This window comes from Holdemania filiformis DSM 12042 (genome assembly GCF_000157995.1).
GTDB lineage: Bacteria > Bacillota_I > Bacilli_A > Erysipelotrichales > Erysipelotrichaceae > Holdemania > Holdemania filiformis.
On record NZ_GG657552.1, the window covers coordinates 96,976 to 115,875 of the forward strand.

General features: G+C 51.0%; 13 protein-coding genes. 11 read left to right on the forward strand and 2 right to left on the reverse strand.

Annotation, left to right across the window (positions count from 1 at the left end; all coding sequences use genetic code 11):
• From HOLDEFILI_RS18155 to HOLDEFILI_RS01330, 5 genes are all read left to right on the forward strand, one after another.
• The coding region (locus tag HOLDEFILI_RS18155) for a murein hydrolase activator EnvC family protein (protein WP_006057522.1) at positions 1–1,410 on the forward strand (1,410 nt) is incomplete at its 5' end.
• Between the two features lie 914 nt (positions 1,411–2,324).
• Positions 2,325–3,428, forward strand: a complete 1,104-nt coding sequence (locus HOLDEFILI_RS01315) for a DUF1266 domain-containing protein (protein WP_006057526.1) — start codon at positions 2,325–2,327, stop codon at positions 3,426–3,428.
• A 3-nt stretch (positions 3,429–3,431) separates the two neighbouring features.
• Positions 3,432–4,928, forward strand: a complete 1,497-nt coding sequence (locus HOLDEFILI_RS01320) for an ankyrin repeat domain-containing protein (protein ID WP_006057527.1) — start codon at positions 3,432–3,434, stop codon at positions 4,926–4,928.
• On the forward strand, positions 4,921–5,886 hold the full coding sequence (locus HOLDEFILI_RS01325; protein WP_006057528.1) for an ankyrin repeat domain-containing protein: 966 nt from the start codon (positions 4,921–4,923) through the stop codon (positions 5,884–5,886). The genes HOLDEFILI_RS01320 and HOLDEFILI_RS01325 overlap by 8 nt, the downstream gene beginning before the upstream one ends.
• 246 nt (positions 5,887–6,132) lie before the next feature.
• Entirely contained in the window at positions 6,133–7,449 is a 1,317-nt protein-coding gene (locus HOLDEFILI_RS01330) for an RNA-binding domain-containing protein (RefSeq protein ID WP_006057530.1), read from the forward strand.
• Positions 7,450–8,028: 579 nt separating this feature from the next.
• Here the strand turns inward: HOLDEFILI_RS01330 and HOLDEFILI_RS01335 are convergent.
• Together HOLDEFILI_RS01335 and HOLDEFILI_RS01340 are read right to left on the reverse strand one after the other, a co-directional pair.
• On the reverse strand, positions 8,029–9,084 hold the full coding sequence (locus HOLDEFILI_RS01335; protein WP_208854934.1) for a PDDEXK nuclease domain-containing protein: 1,056 nt from the start codon (positions 9,082–9,084) through the stop codon (positions 8,029–8,031).
• A 168-nt stretch (positions 9,085–9,252) separates the two neighbouring features.
• The gene (locus HOLDEFILI_RS01340) at positions 9,253–10,152 is read right to left on the reverse strand and encodes a D-isomer specific 2-hydroxyacid dehydrogenase family protein (protein WP_006057533.1); all 900 of its coding nucleotides are present in this window, start codon (positions 10,150–10,152) and stop codon (positions 9,253–9,255) included.
• Positions 10,153–10,417: 265 nt separating this feature from the next.
• Here HOLDEFILI_RS01340 and HOLDEFILI_RS01345 point away from each other — a divergent pair, with 265 nt between their 5' ends.
• The 6 genes from HOLDEFILI_RS01345 to HOLDEFILI_RS01370 all read left to right on the forward strand — a co-directional run.
• On the forward strand, positions 10,418–11,935 hold the full coding sequence (locus tag HOLDEFILI_RS01345) for a S41 family peptidase (RefSeq protein WP_039863652.1): 1,518 nt from the start codon (positions 10,418–10,420) through the stop codon (positions 11,933–11,935).
• Positions 11,925–13,904: an excinuclease ABC subunit UvrB gene (gene uvrB, locus HOLDEFILI_RS01350; protein WP_006057536.1), complete on the forward strand. Its 1,980-nt coding sequence runs from the start codon at positions 11,925–11,927 to the stop codon at positions 13,902–13,904. The genes HOLDEFILI_RS01345 and uvrB overlap by 11 nt, the downstream gene beginning before the upstream one ends.
• Before the next feature lie 239 nt (positions 13,905–14,143).
• Positions 14,144–15,019: an NAD(P)H-dependent oxidoreductase gene (locus HOLDEFILI_RS01355; protein ID WP_006057538.1), complete on the forward strand. Its 876-nt coding sequence runs from the start codon at positions 14,144–14,146 to the stop codon at positions 15,017–15,019.
• 172 nt (positions 15,020–15,191) lie between these two features.
• A complete protein-coding gene (locus HOLDEFILI_RS01360) occupies positions 15,192–16,811 on the forward strand; it encodes a PASTA domain-containing protein (protein ID WP_039863653.1) in 1,620 nt (539 codons plus the stop codon).
• Positions 16,812–16,918: 107 nt separating this feature from the next.
• The gene (locus HOLDEFILI_RS01365; RefSeq protein ID WP_244264294.1) at positions 16,919–18,469 is read left to right on the forward strand and encodes an ABC transporter permease; all 1,551 of its coding nucleotides are present in this window, start codon (positions 16,919–16,921) and stop codon (positions 18,467–18,469) included.
• 14 nt (positions 18,470–18,483) lie between these two features.
• Positions 18,484–18,900 (forward strand): ATP-binding cassette domain-containing protein (locus tag HOLDEFILI_RS01370; RefSeq protein ID WP_006057541.1); only part of this gene is annotated, 417 nt, incomplete at its 3' end.

Here is an 18,900-nt window from a genome sequence, read left to right on the forward strand (position 1 = left end):
CTTGATCGGCAGCTTCATGTCGGTGACGAAATATCTGAGGTGGAAACGATGAAAAAAGTAGGACTGATTCTATTAAGCGTCCTGTTGTTAACAGGCATGGTGTTGCCCGTCATGGCAGATGATGACGAGGATGTTTATTATTTGACGATGTGTTCCGGTTCTAACCTGACCGATGAACAGAAGACGGAATGTCAGAATTATGCGGCCAAACGCAACAGCGAGCTGCAGAATGAATTGAATGAAATTAAAAAGAAGCGGAAGGAAATTGAAGCGGATCTGGCGAAGGTCGGTCAGGAAATCAAGGATTATGATTCGCAGATTTCCTCGCTGCAGGGACAGATCAACACGCTGAACGCGCAGATCACTGAAAAGGAAAATTCGATTGCGGCGTTGGAAGAACAGATTCTCCAAAAAGAAAACGAGATCAACGCGCTGCGGGAAAAGGTGGAACAGCGTTTAGTTCGTTCCCAACAGACGATGCACACGAATCAGTTTCTGGATTTCTTAATGGGCGCAGAGGATTTCGCTTCGCTGCTGCGCCGGATTCAGGGCGTCAACGATATCATGAATTATGATAAGAAATCGCTGGAAGACTTGAAGACATTGATGGATCAGCTGAATGCCGATAAGGAACAGCTGAATGTGGAAAAAGAAGAACTGGAAGTCGCGAAGACGGACGTTGAAAGCAAGAAACGCCAGGTTGTCAGCTTAAAGGCGACGGCCGAGCTGGCGCAGAAGGAATATGAACAGCGGGCGGCTGAACTGGAAGCCGAAGGAAATCAGATTTCCGGCAGCCTGAATGAATTGAAAGGGATGATCAAGTCACTGGGGCTGGATTCGATCGTGACCTCCAGCGGCTTCACTCGTCCGACCAACAGCGGCCGGTTGTCCGCGGGAACCTGGCATTACGGCCTGAACGTCAACGGCGGCGTTCATCTGGGCATGGATATCGCGGCTGGGGTCGGCACGCCGATCTTTGCGGCCGGCAACGGCGTCGTGCTGGCCAGCGCTGACGGCTGTTCCAACGACGGCTACATCGGCAACTCCTGCGGTGAAGCCCAGGGCGGCAGCCGCGGCGGCGGAAATCAGGTGTACCTGTTGACGAGCATTAACGACGTCACCTATGCCGTGAAGTATCTGCATATGAGTCCGGGGACGCCGTTAAAAACCGGAACGGTCGTCAACGCCGGCGATCAGATCGGCGCGATTGGCAAGTCCGGCAACGTCACTGGCGCGCACGTGCATATCGAGGTGTTTAAGCTCGGCACGATGTCGCTGGAAAGCTATGCCAGCAGCTGGAGCGGCGATTTAGCCTTCGGCGCAGGCTGGGGCGCGGCTGGTCTGAACCGGCTGTGCGCTAACGTCGGCGCGCCATGCCGGGTTAAACCGGAAACGGTCTTCGGATATTAAATGCGAATCTGAAATGTGGAAGAACTAAGCTTTCGTTCACTTACTCATGAAAATTGAAATTTCCTGCTTTCCAGGAAGAATAAAACACCCGGGAGGGATAGCTGAAACGATGTTCAGCCACTGTCCCCGGGTGTTTTTCTTGATTAGGAAAGTGCCGCTCAAAGGAATAAAAAAATCTTGAACAGTTCATGACGTTCAAGCACTTCAAAGAAAAGCCTGTCGGACTTCTGAAAAAAGTTAAAAATAGGATTGGATCGCGAAAACAGGGATCTTTGCGTTGGGCTTTCATTTTGCGCCAATGACATTAACGGTTCATCGCTGTGTTTCTTCCTCAAGAACCCGGTTAAGGATCAGTTCGGTAAGTTTTCGTATATGAAAAGGTTCAGCGGAATCGCCAAGGTAGATTTCACTGCGGCAATGATGAGAAGCAGTCCAGGTTTTTCCACACTCTTTTGGTCCTTCGATACAAACTGCGCCGATCATTCTGATAGATTTTATAAATCCATTCAGAGAGTTTAATTGTTTTCAATCAGAGCGATTTTACGAGTTCAATCAGAGAAATTAGTCATTTTCAATCAGAGAGATTTCAGAGAATCAATCAGAGAGATTTCAACTGACTTCAAAGCATTTCATAAGGGTGAACCTCAATACTGTAAATTAGGAAGCACCAAGGAAAGGATTAACAGTTAATGATCGATAACAGTTGTTCCGGTTTTCAACAGAAATTACGGCTGATTTTGTCACTGAACACTTGTCCCGGTGAAGCGAGGATGATCCGACCACGTTCTTCCCGGCTTTGGATTTCAGAAAATTCATCTTTCTATTTCTTACGATTCGCAAAAAAAGCAGGAAAAACATTGATCTCCATCGGGACTGATCGGATAATAAAGTTAGAAAACAGGAGGTAGTTCAGAATGGCAGACGACTACAAAAAAGTTCAGGAAGAATATGAAAAAATGATGGAAGCGATGTTTTCTGGCAAATCCAGCGAGGAAGTCGCCGCTTCAATTCTGCAGCAGCAGGAAGCGATGATGCAGCACATGGACATGGATCAGGTCATGAAGGAAGCGATGGGCGCGGCCGCGGCGATGATGAATCAAACGGAAAGCCAGATCCAGGCCCAGACGGAAGCGATGATCCAGAATTTGAGCGCATCCATGGCCGGCGGCGAAAATCCGTTGTCCGGGTTGACGGATTCCATGGGTGATTTTGCGGATTTGTTCGGCGGTGATCCGGAGGAGCTCACGCGGATGTTCCTGGGCGGCGGCGACCCGGAATATGATCTGGAATCGATCAATGAGAAGATCCAGAGTCTGCGGGTTCTGGAAAAAGAACCAGGCGTAACACTTTCGCGCAGCCATGAAACCTTCCGCACGTTTGAAATCTTGCTTACCGCCTACATGAGCTTAAAAAACGCCCATGAAATGGATGGCTTGGCGATGGAAGAGGATCCGGAGTTTATTGATCAGATCAAGGATATGCTTGAAAGCAGCTGGGGGATCACGAATCCGGCGGAGCTGACGGAGAAGCTGCGCGAGCTGACGACAGCCGGGCATCAGGCGAAATATTCGCGTTATCAGGCCGCTGCGAATCCGCAGGAACTGATGGACGATCCCGAGGATGAAGAGGAACTGGAATCCGTACTGCCATGCTGGAAGCTGGCGCAGTATTTCAAGGACAAGCTGCCGGAAAATTATATTCTGGGCTGGGATTACGGCCGGGCGGCGACGGTTGTCCGCTGGGGCTATACGGTCGGTTACATCAACGAGGAGGACAGCTGGGCCTGGCTGGATCAGATCGCTGAGAAAATGATCGATGTCTTTGATTCCTGGACGGAGTTCGGTTTGTCGTATGTCTTCGGTTCGTTGTTCTGGATCGCGGCGTTTGACGGCGAGGAAGGGATCAGCGAGCGCTTTGAGGAAGGCATTGAGCTCTTGACGGAGCTGCTGGATGAAGACGAGGACGGTCAGCCGGGCGTCTGGGCGCAGTGCGCCTGGATCAGTGAGCTGACGGATTAATTCATGCTCGAACAATTCAAAGCGGCGCTGGCGGAGAAGAACCGGACGCGGCTGGCCTTGCTTCTCGACGAGATCGATCCGGATGAAACGGACGATGCCGGCAATACCGCGCTGCATTTGGCAGCGGAGCAGGCGGATGGGGACATGATTCGGGAATTGTTGATCCGCGGCTGCGATCCGTTCGCGGTGAATCATTACGGCTGGACCGCGCTGCACAGCCTGGTCCGGTTCCGGGATTTTGCCGAATACCCTGAGGCGGTAACCGAATCCTGTATCCGTCTGTTGAATGCCGGCTGCCCGAAAGAAAAACGCGACGAATCCGGACTGACGTTTTATCAGCTGGCCGCCCAGCGCGTCAACGTCCCGATCTTTGAAGCGCTGCTTCTTTCTCATCTGCACCCTGCGGCGATCGTGCTGTCCAACGGCGATACAACGCTGCATCTTGTATGCCGGAGTCTGAATCTGATCGACTCTGCGCGAGGCGAAGCCCATGTCCGGCTGGAACAGCCTTACGTGCGGATTGTGGAAATCCTGCTCGAACTGGGACAGGATCCTGATCAGAAAAATAACAGCGGTCTGACGCCGCGGCAGTTGGCCGTACAGTTTGGCGGCAAAGCGGTAGCGACCTTGTTAAGCGGACAGGCGGAAGCCAGCGGCGGCTTGACGCTGTTTGAAGCCGCCCGCCGGAACGATCAGGACAGCCTGCGCTATTGGATCAGTCAGCCCGTCGACTTGGACGCGGCGCTGGACGAAGGTGAAGAACAGGGAATGACCGCGCTGGCGCTGGCCTGCCGGTTTCTGAATGAAGAAGCGGCGATTCTCTTGCTGGAAGCCGGAGCTGAGCCGCTGGCGTTTGAAGGCAAAGTGGAAAACTGCGCGCTTTACCAGTTTCTAACCGCTCTGAAATCCCGGACGCGGATCACGCATCCAGTAACGATCTGCTCCATCAAAAAAATGTTTCGCGGCTTAACCCGGCAGCTGACGATGCTGGATCAGCCGGTAACGGAGAACGGCGAAATGCCGGTGCACGTGCTGTGCGGTCATATCGACGCCGGCTGGTGGGTGGAAGACCGGAAATTCCAGGAGGTTCTGTTGGAAATGATGATCCGCCGCGACGTCTGGCGTCAGCGAAGCGCCGACGGCCGTCAGCCATTGCATTATCTGGCGGAACACCCATGCGCGGAAGCGGAGAACTTGATTTCCATGATTCTTGAGTGCTGCGACGTCAATGCGCAGGACAACGAGGGCAATACCGCTCTGATGATCGCGTGCGGCCGGAAGCTGATCGGCGAAACGCCGGTCGAAACGATGCTGATCCGCGCCCGCACCCGTGTCGATCCTTCCGGTGCGGCGGCGCTGGTCACCCAGCTGCTGCAAGCGCCGGAACTCGATTTATCACTCGTCAATAACAAGTCGATGACAGCACTGGACATCGCCGTGGAAAATGAATTTGAGCTGGTTGTCAATTTATTGCTGAAAAAGGAGGGAGAACGTGGCTGAACTCTTAATTAAAGCCTGCCGCACCGGCCAGAAGGGCGTGGCGCTGGCGCTCTTAAAAAAACCGGATCTCGACGTTAATGAACGCGACGGACAAGGCCGGACCGCGCTGTTTTACGCCTGTGCGCAAGCGCAGCGGGATGTCGTGATCGCCTTGTTAAAGCGGGGCGCGGACACGACGCTGGCGGATAATCACAGCGTTACGCCGCTGCATCAGGCGGCCGCGGTGGGAAACCGGGAAATCATGGGCCTGTTGCTGGAAAGCTGTCCGGCGGAGGTGAGCGACGATCAGGGCGTTACGCCGTTGATGAGTGCAATCAGTTATAAAAAAGTGGAAGCCGCCAAGTTTCTGATCAGCCAGGGCGCGAATCCGGAAACGAAGGATAACGCCGGTCACAGCGCCGCCGATTATGCCGCGGCCAACGGCTTGAAAGCGATCGAACTGTGGGGAGCCAGCGACAGCCAGAAGGACGGTGAGGGCAATACCCCCTTGCATATCGCCTGTCTCAGCGGACAAGGCGAGCTCGTCAGAACGTTAATTCCCAAGCATCCCCAATGGCTCAACGAGGTCAACGACCGGCACGAAACGCCGCTGCTTCTGGCGGCGGGAACCCATAATTTAATGATCGCCCAGCTGCTGATCCAGGCTCAGGCGGACGTGAATCTGCGCTCCAACCGCGGCAGCACGCCGCTGCACCTGGCAGCTTATCAAAACAACGCGCCGTTAACAGCGATGTTGATTGAAGCCGGGGCGGAACTGAACGGCGCCGACCAAGCGGGACAGACGCCGCTGATCCTGGCCGCCAAACGTGGTAATCTGGACTGCGCGCGCAAACTGATCGAAGCCGGGGCCGACGTGAATCTGTGTGATCAGTATCAGAAAAGCGCTTTGGATTACGCGATTCAGGGAGGCTATACGGAAATGGTCGAGCGGCTGTTGGAGGCCGGGGCCGGATCGTAGACAGAAAAAGGTAAAACATCGGTAAACAAGTCGTGTGCAAACGGGGCTTGAGAGCCGGCGTTTTTTATTTCTATTAGAAAAGTATGATGTTGCAGACAAAAACAAGAGAACGAAAGCGAAAAAAATGAATTTTCACATTATCAAAGTGAATAAAAGGTGAATATTCACTTAACACTAATTGAAAAAGTGAAAATCGGAGTATAATATAGATAACAACAGCTGAGCTGTTAAGGAGAAGAATAATGTATGCAATATGAAAGTGAGCGGATTGAATATAAATCTCAGATGATTGATGACATTTACAAGGAAGTCATTGCATTTGCGAATACTAACGGCGGTGTTATTTACATCGGCATCGATGATAAAGGCAAGCTGATAGGTATTGATAATGTGGATGAAACTTACACCCGCCTGACCAATGGCATCCGTGACGCTATTGCACCAGATGTCACCCTGTTTGTGCGGTATATCCTCCAAAATAATAAAGTGATTCAGATTGAAGTTGGTGAAGGCAGTTATAAGCCTTATTATCTGAAATCAAAGGGAATGAAGCCCAACGGCGTGTATGTTCGTCAGGGGGCATCCAGCGTGCAGGCATCCCCGGATCAAATACGCAGAATGATTAAAGATTCCGACGGCGACGTATTTGAGGAAATGCGTACGGCTACGCAGGAGTTGTCCTTTGAGGAGGCTGAGCGAGCCTTCAAACGGTATAAGGTTGATTTTTCGGAAGAAAAGTACATTGCGCTCGGCCTGCGAAATATCCACGACGACCAATATACCAATCTGGCTATGATCCTGTCAGACCAGTGTCAGCATACGACCAAGATCGCAGTATTTGGTGACGAAGCGAATATTACCTTTAAGGATGCAAAGGAGTTTGGTGGTTCCATCTTCAAGCAGCTCGATGATAGCTATGCGTATCTGATGCTCTGCAATCGTACCGCCGCTACCTTCAAAGGTTTGGAGAGAGTGGAACTGTCTGATTATCCCGAGGATGCTTTGCGTGAGGCCTTACTCAATGCACTTGTCCATCGTGATTACAGCTACAGCGGCAGCATCATTATCAATGTCAATGATTCCTGCATCGAGTTTATTTCTCTTGGCGGTTTGCTGCCCGGTCTTTCTGCGGACGATATTCGCAGCGGAATTTCTCAGCCACGTAACCGCAAGCTGGCTGAAATCTTCCATCGTTTAAGACTGATCGAATCCTACGGCACCGGCATCCGTAAAATCTATGCGCTCTACAAAGATTGCGCATTACAGCCCCGCATTGAAGTTACAACAAACACATTCAAACTGGTACTGCCAAATATGAATGTCAGCGGTGCTGTTTCCGAAAGTATGCCGGAAACAACTGAGAAAGTCCCTGGGGTAATCACGCCGCAAATGAAAACGGTAATAGATTATTTAGCCGAGTACGGTGAAATGACCGATGAAGATCTGCAGGAGTTACTGAATATTAAAAAGACGAGAGCCTATTTGCTCGCTCGTCAGATGAATGAAAATGGACTGATTGACATTATCGGCAGAGGTGCTGCGAAGAAATATCTACTGAAATAATCCGAACGCTGCAACTGGCCAAAAGACAGGTTGCTGAAACGCTTATTGAGAAGATCAATAAGGCACTCCAATAAAATGAAACAGCGCCCATTGATCAGAAACGATCAATGGGCGCTGCCATTTACATTCAATTCTCTATCTTCCATGACCTCTACCCTTATTCAGACTCCCAGCTTAAAGCTGCTCTGGAACAGCGGCAATCTGCCATGCCCGCAATTCCCTGACGCTGTCACTTGACCTCTGTTTTATGATTTTTGTCATATCGAGATTCCTTGATGGAGCAGTGGGGCAGCAGCACGGCTCTCTAGTCTGAAAAGCCTTGGTATTACAGGGCTTTTAGAGATTTCTACAGATAATGCCGTGGCAAATAAATAGTATTTTTATCATCTTGATTATATCCCTTCATAAGCCTTTAAGCCTTGATATTACGAGCTTTCCGGCGCTTTTTTCATTCTTCGTTTTTTGCTTCAAACCTACGCTAATCTTTATAAATCTACGCAAATTCACGGGCAAATGGTGTAGTAAGTGGTGTTATAGTCACATTCCCTTCCTATAAGTATTTAACCAATATCTATTTCTCTACTCCCAATTCTCTTGTAGGACTGGGTGCTGCATAGAGAATATTTCTTTTTGTCTCTCAATCTCTGCTTTCAGTTGCTCTTTCGTAGGCAAATAAGTCAGATATTTAGACATAAACAGTCGGTCATTATCATGCAGTACCGAATATCTGGCGATATCCTCATCAGTTTCTGAGCACAATAGAATCCCAATGGTAGGATTATCTCCCTGACCTCGTTTTAAATCATCATACATACGCACATACATATCAATCTGTCCGACGTCTTGATGCGTAATCTTCCCCATCTTTAAATCAATGAGTACATAGCACTTAAGTTCAATATTATAAAAAACAAGATCCAGATAATAATCAGATGTTTCCGTTACAATGTGTTGTTGCCGAGCAACAAACGCAAATCCCCTGCCTAATTCCATCAAAAAATCTCTAATATGTGAAAGAATGGCAGATTCCAAATCGCCCTCTAAGTAAGTATCCTCATTTTTGAATCCAAGGAATTCTGCAATCACCGGACTCTTGATAAGTTCAAATTGATTTTTCTGAAGTTCCGCCGTCTTCTGTTTCATTTCTTCAATTACAGCATCTTTTTTCGGAGCTTGAAGAAGTCTATGATAATATTGCGTACTGATATTACGATCTAAGGTTCTTGAACTCCAGCTCTCGTTAACCGCCTCCTTCATATACCAATAACGTGCATTTTCATCCGTAACACGGAGAAGACTCCTAATATGCGTCCAGTTAAGATTGTGAACGCACGCGTTCACAATCTGCTCATCGGGAAAGCACTGATAAAATTTGATGTAATAATGCAAATTTCTTTTGGAATAATTTTTGCCAAACTCTTTTGTCAAATCGTCTGCCAACGCAGAAATTAAACCTCTACCATACTCTGCACGTTCACTGCCGCCCAGTTCCTGTTCTACAATTCGTTTGCCAATATTCCAATAGGTAAGCAGCATTGCCTTACTGGAAGCACTATAGGCTGCTTCTTGTCCAGAAGAAATAATGCTTTTAATTTCTGTAATAACTGATTGGTATGGCGTCAAATGATTTTCCATCATGTCACCTCGATTTCCCATAATGATTATATTTTAGCTTGCTTTTCCTGTCCCGTCAGGGCTCTTTCAAAAATGGTGTAGTAGTGGTGTAATAAGCGTCTTTTAGTTTACTAAGACTATTGATTTTACAGGCTTTTCCGGGACTTTTCAAGATGTTGCCGTGAGGAATTAACCGTTTCGCTGATTCAGAAAATTCTCCATGTTGGCCAGCACCTTCTGTCCCAGCCGGTCGATGCACTGCACCGAATTGCCGGCCGAAGTCCGTAAGCAGCGCACCCGCGGATGATCGAGCAGCGCTTCATCGCCCAACGCCCGTTCGCTGTCGCAGAAGAAATGCGTATCCGACAGCGCCAGCCAGGCTTTCAGCGCTTCGACGTCGTGGCCGGGACCGATCGATGTGTTGAAGACAATTTTATGATCCCCCAACAGCCGGAACTGTTCCGGTCCCATCACAATTGCGTTTTTATTCAGACATTCGCAGATCACGTCGTTCTGCCGCAGCAGCGCGTCCAACGGCTGATATTCCATCCCTTCCGCTTCACAATCCAGCTTGCGCGTCCGGCTGTAATACTGAATCCGCGAGCCGAAATGCATCAATCCCCGGGCGATGATCTGGCCCGTGGTTCCCATGCCGAGAATGCCGACCTTCAGATCTGTCAGCTCCAGCGGGACCGGCTTGAACGGTGCCTGGCGGTAACCGTTAAGAAAGCCGATCAGCTCATATAACACATATTCGACGACCCCTTCGTCGCCATAATCGCGAATGCCCGTTACCGTGATGCCCAATTGGCGCGCCGCGGCGATATCGACGTTGGCGCTCGCTTCCGAATACAGACTGCAGCACATCCCGATGTAGACGATGGACGGACACTGACGCAGTACGGAGGCGGGAATTTCCGTCCGCCAGCTGACCAGCACGCAGTCCGCCTGTCCGATCCGCTTTATCAGTTCCGCTTCACTGGCCGGGGAATCCGGATATTCGATGACTTCCTCCGCCAGCCGGCGCAGCCGTGCTTGCGCGTTTTCGTTCATCCCGACGGGTTCGACGATGATACATTGTTTAAACATATTCGTTGTTCCTCCTGCCTTTGATTATATCACGATCAGAGTGAAATCCGCTGGTCATTGGAATGATTTGAGGGGAAAGAGGCTGTCTTCGCACGCGGAATGCCGCGGGTGAAACGCTAGGCAAAGGGCGATCTCTGTGCTATACTAGAACTTGAAAAAAGTTAAAGCCGATTTCCGGCTAGAAGATGAAAATCTGTTCAAAATAACAGAGAGGTCAGGCTGGAACCGCAAACTGTGGTACAATAAAAAAACTGAGGTGACCCGAATGAGTGAAAATGAAAAGAAAACAGTGAAGATTAAATTAGAACGCCATCTGTGGCCGGATGAAATGCGCGAGCGTCAGCGGCGCAAACAGGTCACGGCGCTGATGATCGCCTCGCTGGCGGTCGTTTTTATCGTCGGCTTTTTGTTAGGCGGCACGCTTCATCCGGTTCGTTCTTCCGCCGGTGTCGGCGGCACGGTCAATCAAGACAAGTTTGCCCAGGGCAAGCTGGATTCGATTTACAGCATCATGAAAAACGAATGGTATTTCGGCAAGGACGACGAAAACCTGGAGCAGGATCTGATCGACAGTGCGCTTTACGGCATGAGCAGCTCGGCGCTGGATCCGCATACCACCTACATGTCAGCGGAACAGACGCTGGCGTTTTCCACCGCGATCGACAACAACTTCGTCGGCATCGGCATTCAGTACAACGCGTCCGGACCGAAGATCGTGACCCGCGTGTTCGCTGATTCCCCGGCCTATCACGCCGGCGTGCAGGTTGGCGATATCCTGATGAAGGCTGATGGTCAGGATCTGACCGATCTGCCGAGCGATGACGTCGCGGATCTGGTGCGCGGCGAGGCTGGGACACAGGTTGAGCTGGAAGTGCTGCGCGACAACGAACCGGTGACGATGACGATCACCCGCGGCGAGGTCAACAACACGGTCTATGGCGAAATGCTCGACGGATCGCTGGGCTATCTGGAAATCATTTCGTTCGGCTCGACGACCGGCGTGGAATGCGAACGGTATTTAAGCATGATGAGCGAGCAGGGATTGGAGCGGCTGATCATCGATCTGCGCGACAACGGCGGCGGCTATCTGGACGCGCTGGTCAGCGTATCCAGCCTGTTTCTGCCGGAGGACACACTGATCATGACGCAGGAATACAAGGACGGCCGGCGGGTGGAAAGTCATACAACGGCCGGACAGTTTGAAAATATTCAAGGGATTGTGATCCTGATCAACGGCGATACCGCCAGCGCTTCCGAGGTGCTGACGCTGGCGCTGAAGGAACAGCGCGATGACGTGACGCTGATCGGTACCCAGAGCTACGGCAAGGGCAGCGTGCAGGTGCAGCGGCCGTTCGCCGACGGTTCGGTGCTGAAATACACGAACTCCCGCTGGCTCTCACCGAACGAGGAATGGATCAACGGTGTCGGCATCACTCCGGATCAGATCGTCGAGCTGCCGCCGGTGCTGCAGACGACGACGGCTTCTTTTATGATGGAAGAGGACGAAAGTTATACGCTCGATCAGGTCAGCGAGCATGTCGCTTCAGCGCAGAAGGCGCTTGCTTTCCTGGACTATCCGGCCGGCCGCAGCGACGGCTATTTCGACGCTTCGACGGCGCAGGCATTGCGCTGGTATCAGTCGGAGCATAATTTAGAGGCAAGCGGGGTGCTGGACGCCGCCACGCTGCAGTCGCTGGTTTCCGGCGTCCGCTATCGCTGGTCGATGGATAAAAGCGTCGACAATCAGCTGCAGAAGGCGGTGAGCATTCTTAATGGCGAATGAACATTTTCAGTTAGTTTCCAAATACAAGCCGACCGGCGATCAGCCGGGGGCGATCGACAAGCTGGTCGCCGGCTTAGCGGCCGGCAAGAAAGAACAGGTATTACTGGGCGCGACCGGCACGGGCAAGACGTTTACGATCGGCAACGTGATCGAGCGCGTCAACCGGCCGACGCTGGTGTTCGCTCATAACAAGACGCTGGCCGGCCAGCTGTATTCCGAATTCAAGGAACTGTTTCCGCACAACCGTGTGGAATACTTTGTTTCCAATTTCGATTACTACCAGCCGGAAGCCTACATGCCCAAAACAGATACGTATATTGAAAAGAACGCGATGACCAACGACGAGCTGGATATGCTTCGGATGGCGGCTGTCAACTCCGTGCTGGAACGGCGCGATACGATCATCGTCGCTTCGGTCGCGTGCATTTACGCGTCGTCCGACCCGAACCAGTACCGCGACATGTTCTTCACGATCCGCGTCGGCGATCACATCGACCGCAACGATCTTCTGCGCAAGCTGGTCGACCGCCAGTATAAGCGCAACGATATGGATCGGGCGCGCGGGACGTTCCGCGTGCGCGGCGACACGATCGAGGTCAACATGGGCCATACCGACACGTTTATGCTTCGGATTGAAATGTTTGACGACGAGATCGAACGCATCTGCGAAGTCGATCCGCTGACCGGCAAGCTGCAGAACGCGTATACCGTTTACAACGTCTTCCCGGCCAGCGGCTATGCCCGGCCGAAGGATCAGATTGAACGGGCCTGTCAGGAAATTGAGGAAGAACTGGAGCTGCGCTTAGCCGAATTGGACCGGCAGGGCAAGCTGGTCGAGAAACAGCGGCTGGAACAACGCTGCCGCTACGATCTGGAAGCGCTGCGGGAATTCGGCGTCTGTCCGGGGATCGAGAACTATTCCTCGCATATCGACGGCCGGCCTGCGGGGCAGCGACCGTGGAACCTGTTCGACTATTTCCCGAAGGACTTCTTATTGGTCGTCGACGAGTCGCACGTCTCGCTGCCGCAGATCCGCGGTATGTATAACGGCGACCGGGCGCGTAAGGAAACCTTGGTGGAATACGGCTTCCGTCTGCCGAGCGCGCTGGATAACCGGCCGATGCGGTTTGAAGAATTTGAAACACTCGTTAATCAGGCAATTTATGTTTCCGCAACGCCGGGCAATTACGAGCTGGAAAAAGTCCACGGCGAGGTCGTCGAACAGATCATCCGTCCGACCGGCCTGCTGGACCCGGAAATCACAGTGCGGCCGACGCGCGGCCAGATCGACGATCTGCTGGATGAAATCCATCACTGCATCGCGGCCAACGAGCGCGTGCTGATCACGACTTTGACCGTTAAGATGGCGGAAGACCTGACGGATTATCTTAAAAAGAACGATCTGAAGGTCGCCTATTTGCATCATGAAACACTGACGCTGGAGCGCACGGAAACGATCCGCGACCTGCGCCGGGGCAAATACGACGTGCTGGTCGGCATCAACCTGCTTCGCGAGGGCATTGATATTCCGGAAGTATCGCTGGTTGCGATTCTGGACGCTGACAAGGAAGGGTTCCTGCGTTCAGAACGCTCGCTGATCCAGACGATCGGCCGTGCTGCCCGAAACGCGCATGGCCGCGTCATCATGTACGGCGATAAGATGACCGATTCAATGAAGAAAGCGATCGAGGAAACCAACCGCCGACGTGCGATTCAGATTGCCTACAACGAAGAACATCACATCACGCCAACGACGATTGTCAAGGATATCGGCGAAGCGATCCATGGCAAGGAAACGCAGGAAATGGCCGCCCGCTACATGAAGAAGAAATCCAAACTGGGCAAGAAGGAACAACAGAAGCTGATCGACAATCTCGAGAAAGAGATGAAAGACGCCGCCCGGGTGCTCGACTTCGAGCGTGCCGCCGAGCTGCGCGACATGCTTCTGGAGCTTAAAGCCACGCTGTAATTTTACTAAATTGTTGAAAACCGGTGGAAACGCCGGTTTTCTGCTTTGTGAACGTCTGGACATCGCTGGAATCTATGCTATAATAAATCCCGGTAGCCGGAAATTCCGGCGGAGCTTTAGTTCTTTCTTGCTCGTAAAACTCGAAAACTGAGCTTTTAGTTTTTCCTGCTCACAAAACTCGGAAACTGAGCTTTTGGTCGATCCTGCTCACAAAACTCGGAAAACGCAAGGAGGAAAGCATGAAAAAACTGATTCTCATTTTGACTGCGGTTCTGATGCTGGCGGGCTGCGCCACTCAGACGCCACAAGCCACTCCAACTCCGGAAACCACGCCGGAAGCCACAACGACGCCGGAAAGCACGGCCAAGACCGATTCCTTTACCGGTCCGACTGTCGATTCGGTCACTTCTGCTTCGATCGTTCAGGAAGCTTACATTCAGGATTATACGCCAGCCGGCTTCACTGACAGCGATAAGGAAAAAGCGCTGTTTGTCATCGGCGATCCGCGTCACAACAGCGTCCTGTGGGATATGGCCCGCACGGCGATGAAGCACATGGAAGAACAAGGCATGGAAGTGGAAATGCGCGATCTGTACACGATGAACTTCAATCCGGTTCTTTCCGCGGCGGATTTCTATTACGCCAAGGACGGCCAGGGCGAACCGTCGGCAGATATCAAAAAAGAACAGGATCTGGTCAGCCAGGCCGATCATCTGATCTTCGTCTATCCGAACTGGCATGATTCTGAAATCACGATCGTCAAAGGATATAAAGAAAAAGTCTTCGCGAAGAAATTTGCTTACCAGGACGGCGCGAACGGTCTGGAAGGTCTGTTAAAAGACAAGAGCTACTTCACGATCATGAACTGCGGCTACCTCGGCGGCGGACGTGGTTATATCGGCGACGGCGTCGGGATTGAAGATGAAAAGTGGGATACTTACATGAACGCCTTCAAGGTCTTCGACGACGATACCTCAGCCTTCTGGGGCACGACCAACTACGGCCGGTTTGTCAACGACCGCACACCGGCGAATGAATCGGAAAACTATGGGGAAGAAATCGAGCAGCTGCGCTCCGATCTGAACGCTTTCCTGGACAAGGTTTACTTCAACTAAAAAATACAAAGACGCTGCGCTGGCGATGAAATGCCGGGCGCGGCGTTTTCTTTTTCCGCACGTTTACGGTTGTCATAAAGATTTAAGAAAATGCGAAATCCGCTATGTTATAATAGATAAGGTTATCAGATTATGTTTGGATTATGGAAAGAAAAAGGAGAGGAGAACCGTAATGGCAGAACCAAAAAAAGATTATTTGAACTCCCTGGCCTCTGAGATTGAGAAAAAGCCGGACAGCTTCAAAGAAGAAAAAGTAGAACGGATCGTTAAACCGAAGCGCAGTTTGGATCCGAAGATTATGATCGGCGCCGCCGCAGCTTTGATCATCGCGATCATCGGCGTGTATTTCCTGTTTTTTGCCCCAAAGATCAAGGTTGAGAACTTTGTTGGCAAAACGACCAACGACGTTGGAATCTGGGCGAAGGAAAACGGCATCGACACCAAGAATATCGTCATGAATCAGGTATATTCCATGGATTATGACGCCGACCAGATCATTTCTCAGAATAAAAAAGAAGGCAGCAAAATCAAGAAGGATTCAACGTTGATTTTCGAGGTGTCCAAAGGCGCTGATCCGGATGAGAAGATTGATTTCCCGGATATCAAGAGCATGACGCTTGACGAGATCAACGACTGGATCAGTAAGAACAAGCTGTCGAAGGTGAAGGTGAATACCGTGTACAGCGACACGGTGGAAAAGGATCAGGTCATTTCCTTCGATCTGAAATCCGTGAATGAAAACAACTTCACCCGCGGCACCAATCTGACAATCAGCGTGTCCAAGGGACCGCAGCCGGCCGGTGAGGTTACCGTCGACGACTTCGTGAAGAAGGAAGTGTCCAGCGCTGAGACCTGGGCGAAAAGCAAAAAGGTCGAGCTGGAGATCGTCGAGGTTTACCATGACACGATTGCGACCGGACTGGTCGTTTCCCAGTCGATCGAATCCGGCAAAACAATGAAGCAGGGCGATACGCTGACCTTGACCGTTTCCAAGGGGAAAGCCGTCAAGGTTCCGCAATTAGTCGGTTACACAAAGGATCAGCTGGAAGCCTGGGCTGCGAACAAGGAAAACGCGGTTTCCATCGTCAAAAAGGAAGTTTACAGCGATGCGCCGGCCGGCAGCGTGATCTCGCAGTCGATCAAGGCGGGCAGCCAGGTCGATTCTGGCACGGTTCTGGAACTGACGATTTCACTGTATATGCCGCAGCTGCAGACCAACAGCCGCGAATATCTGGGTAAGGATTACCTGGCTTTGAACGCATGGGTTGACGATGTCAATTACCGCGGCGCCAGCATTACGGCGGGCGCGTGGGACGGCGAAGAATGCTCGGACGAGTATCCGACACCGGGCCAGATCATCAGCTATCACTGTATGGCTAATGATGGAACCGATCTGCCGCACGGCTGCGATCGGCCATTGCCGCTGAACGCGAAGATTGGGTATAAGAAATCGACTGGCGGCTGTACGCCGAAGCCGGAGGAGCCGAAAGAGGTTCAGATCGGTCTGACGCCGCTGGGCTCGGAAGCTGCGATGAAGTCGTTCTGTGATACGAATAAGTTAGCGTGCAGCTTCAATTATGTATCTACAAAGGATCCGGAAGGTGCAGGCAAAGAAGATGGACAGATTCTTGTGAAGAAAGGCGGAGAGCCGGTAGACCCAAATACGAAGGTGAAAGCTGGCGACGCTTTAAGCATTGATGTATTCTATAACCCGGATAAGTTAAACGAACCGGATAAGGATAAGAACGACGGAACTCAAAACACCAGCGAGGGCAGCCCGGCCGCTGAATAAAGCGCCGGCTGTACCCCCGTTCTGTTGATTCCCTGAGTTTTAACCAGAAAGGAAGAATGAGAAATATGAATTTTTTCAATCGAGCGCTTAAAAATGTGACACGGAAGATGTCCAAATCGGTTCTTCTGGCCGTAACCTTTTTCCTGATTGGCAATCTGGTCATCATTGGACTGGGCATCAATAATGCGGCTGAAAATGCAAAAATTTTGACCCGTCAGAAAATGCGGGCGGTCGTTTCACTGGAATTGGATTATACGACCTATTACAATGACGCGGATAAGATTACCGATGACGATGAACGCGAAGCGTTTTATAAAAATTCGCCGCGGCTCACACTGGATAAGGTTGAAAAGTTAAAAGCGGACAGCCGGGTGAAGGCGGTCAACTTCATTTCCACGCAGCAGATGTATGCCAAGGATTTTGAATCGGTTCCGCTGAATAATGATTTTGACAAGAACTACAATCAGCAGGAAAACGCGGAAGCTTCTGTGGATGGTGCGGTTTCCATGATGTCTTATAACTGGAAGCCGGCGGATCTGCGCGTGCAGACTAACCAGTATCCGGATATGATCGAATTCCAGGACGGCACCTATGAGATGCTGGAAGGCCGTTTCTACACGCAGGAAGACATTGACAATTCCGCCGCGGTTGTTTGTATCCCGAAAGAATTGGCAGAACTGAACAATCTGCGTGTCGGCGATACGATCAGCGTCAACATCACTGATCCATCGCAGATTACGGAGATGGAAGGTTCTGAGCTTACGGAGGACGATCTGCTTCTGTCCCTGGAGGTTATCGGTATCTATAAAAGCAACGAGCAGCTGGATCCCAATTCCGACGAATATAAATGGATGGCTCGCTATGAATCGCCGCAGAACACGCTGTTGATGCCGGCGACCACGGCTTCCGACAAATATTATGATTTCTACGTTAAATCGTACCGTTATTACATGACGACGATGCCGGAGTATTATAAAGAAGAAGATATTATGTCGAAGGAAGACTACGACAGGGCTTCTAAGGCCGTTTATCTTTTAGAAGATCCGCTGCAGGTCGATCAGTTCGTTGAGGATTATCAGGATCAGACCGGCGATTACGTCATTCTGAATGCCAACAATGAAACCTTTAAGAAGCTGGCGCGGCCGTTGGATACACTGTCGCTGTTCTCCAACATCATCGTCTGGATCGTTGTGATCAACGCCGTCGTTATCATCACCCTCGTTACGGCCTTAACGCTGAAAACCCGGGAATATGAGATCGGCGTGCTGTTGTCGATCGGCGTATCCAAGGCGAAGATTGTGGCGCAGTTCTTTATCGAATTGGTCATTGTGGCGCTGATCGGCTTCACCCTGTCGGTGGCCAGCGGTTCGTTGGTGGCCAAGCAGGTCGGCAAGATGGTGCTGAACTACCAGGTCGATACGGAAAATAAATACGCAGATGAAAATAACAACAACAATAACTTCTATTATGGCGAAACGAATTATTTCACCGAGATCACCCAGGATGATTTGTTAGCGGAATACGACGTTCAGATCAGTCCGATGATCATTGCGGAAATCTACATTCTGGGCATCGGCGTCGTCTTCATTTCGATTCTGATTCCGTCGTTTATGATCATGCGGTTTAATCCGAAGAAGATCTTAATGAATCAGAACTAAGGAGGACAGAGAAAATGACAACGATATTAAAGTTAGAAAATCTGAACTACGGCTATGAAGACGGCGGCTTCCGGCGTCAGATTCTGAAGGATCTGTCCTATGAGTTTGAGCAGGGGCAGTTCTACACAATCCTTGGCCCGTCCGGCAGCGGTAAAACGACCTTGTTGTCGATCATCGCAGGACTGGATAAGCAGGAAAGCGGCAAAATCTACTACGAAGGGGACGATCTGGATAAGATCGGACTGTACAAGTACCGCCGCAATAAGATCGGAATTGTGTTCCAGCAGTACAACCTGATCAGCTATCTGACAGGATTGGAAAACATCGAACTGGCGATGACGGAAACGGATAACGCGATTCCGAAGAACCAGAAGGAAGTAGCGTATGCGCTGCTGGAGAAATTCGGCATCGTGAAGTCAAAAGCGGACCGA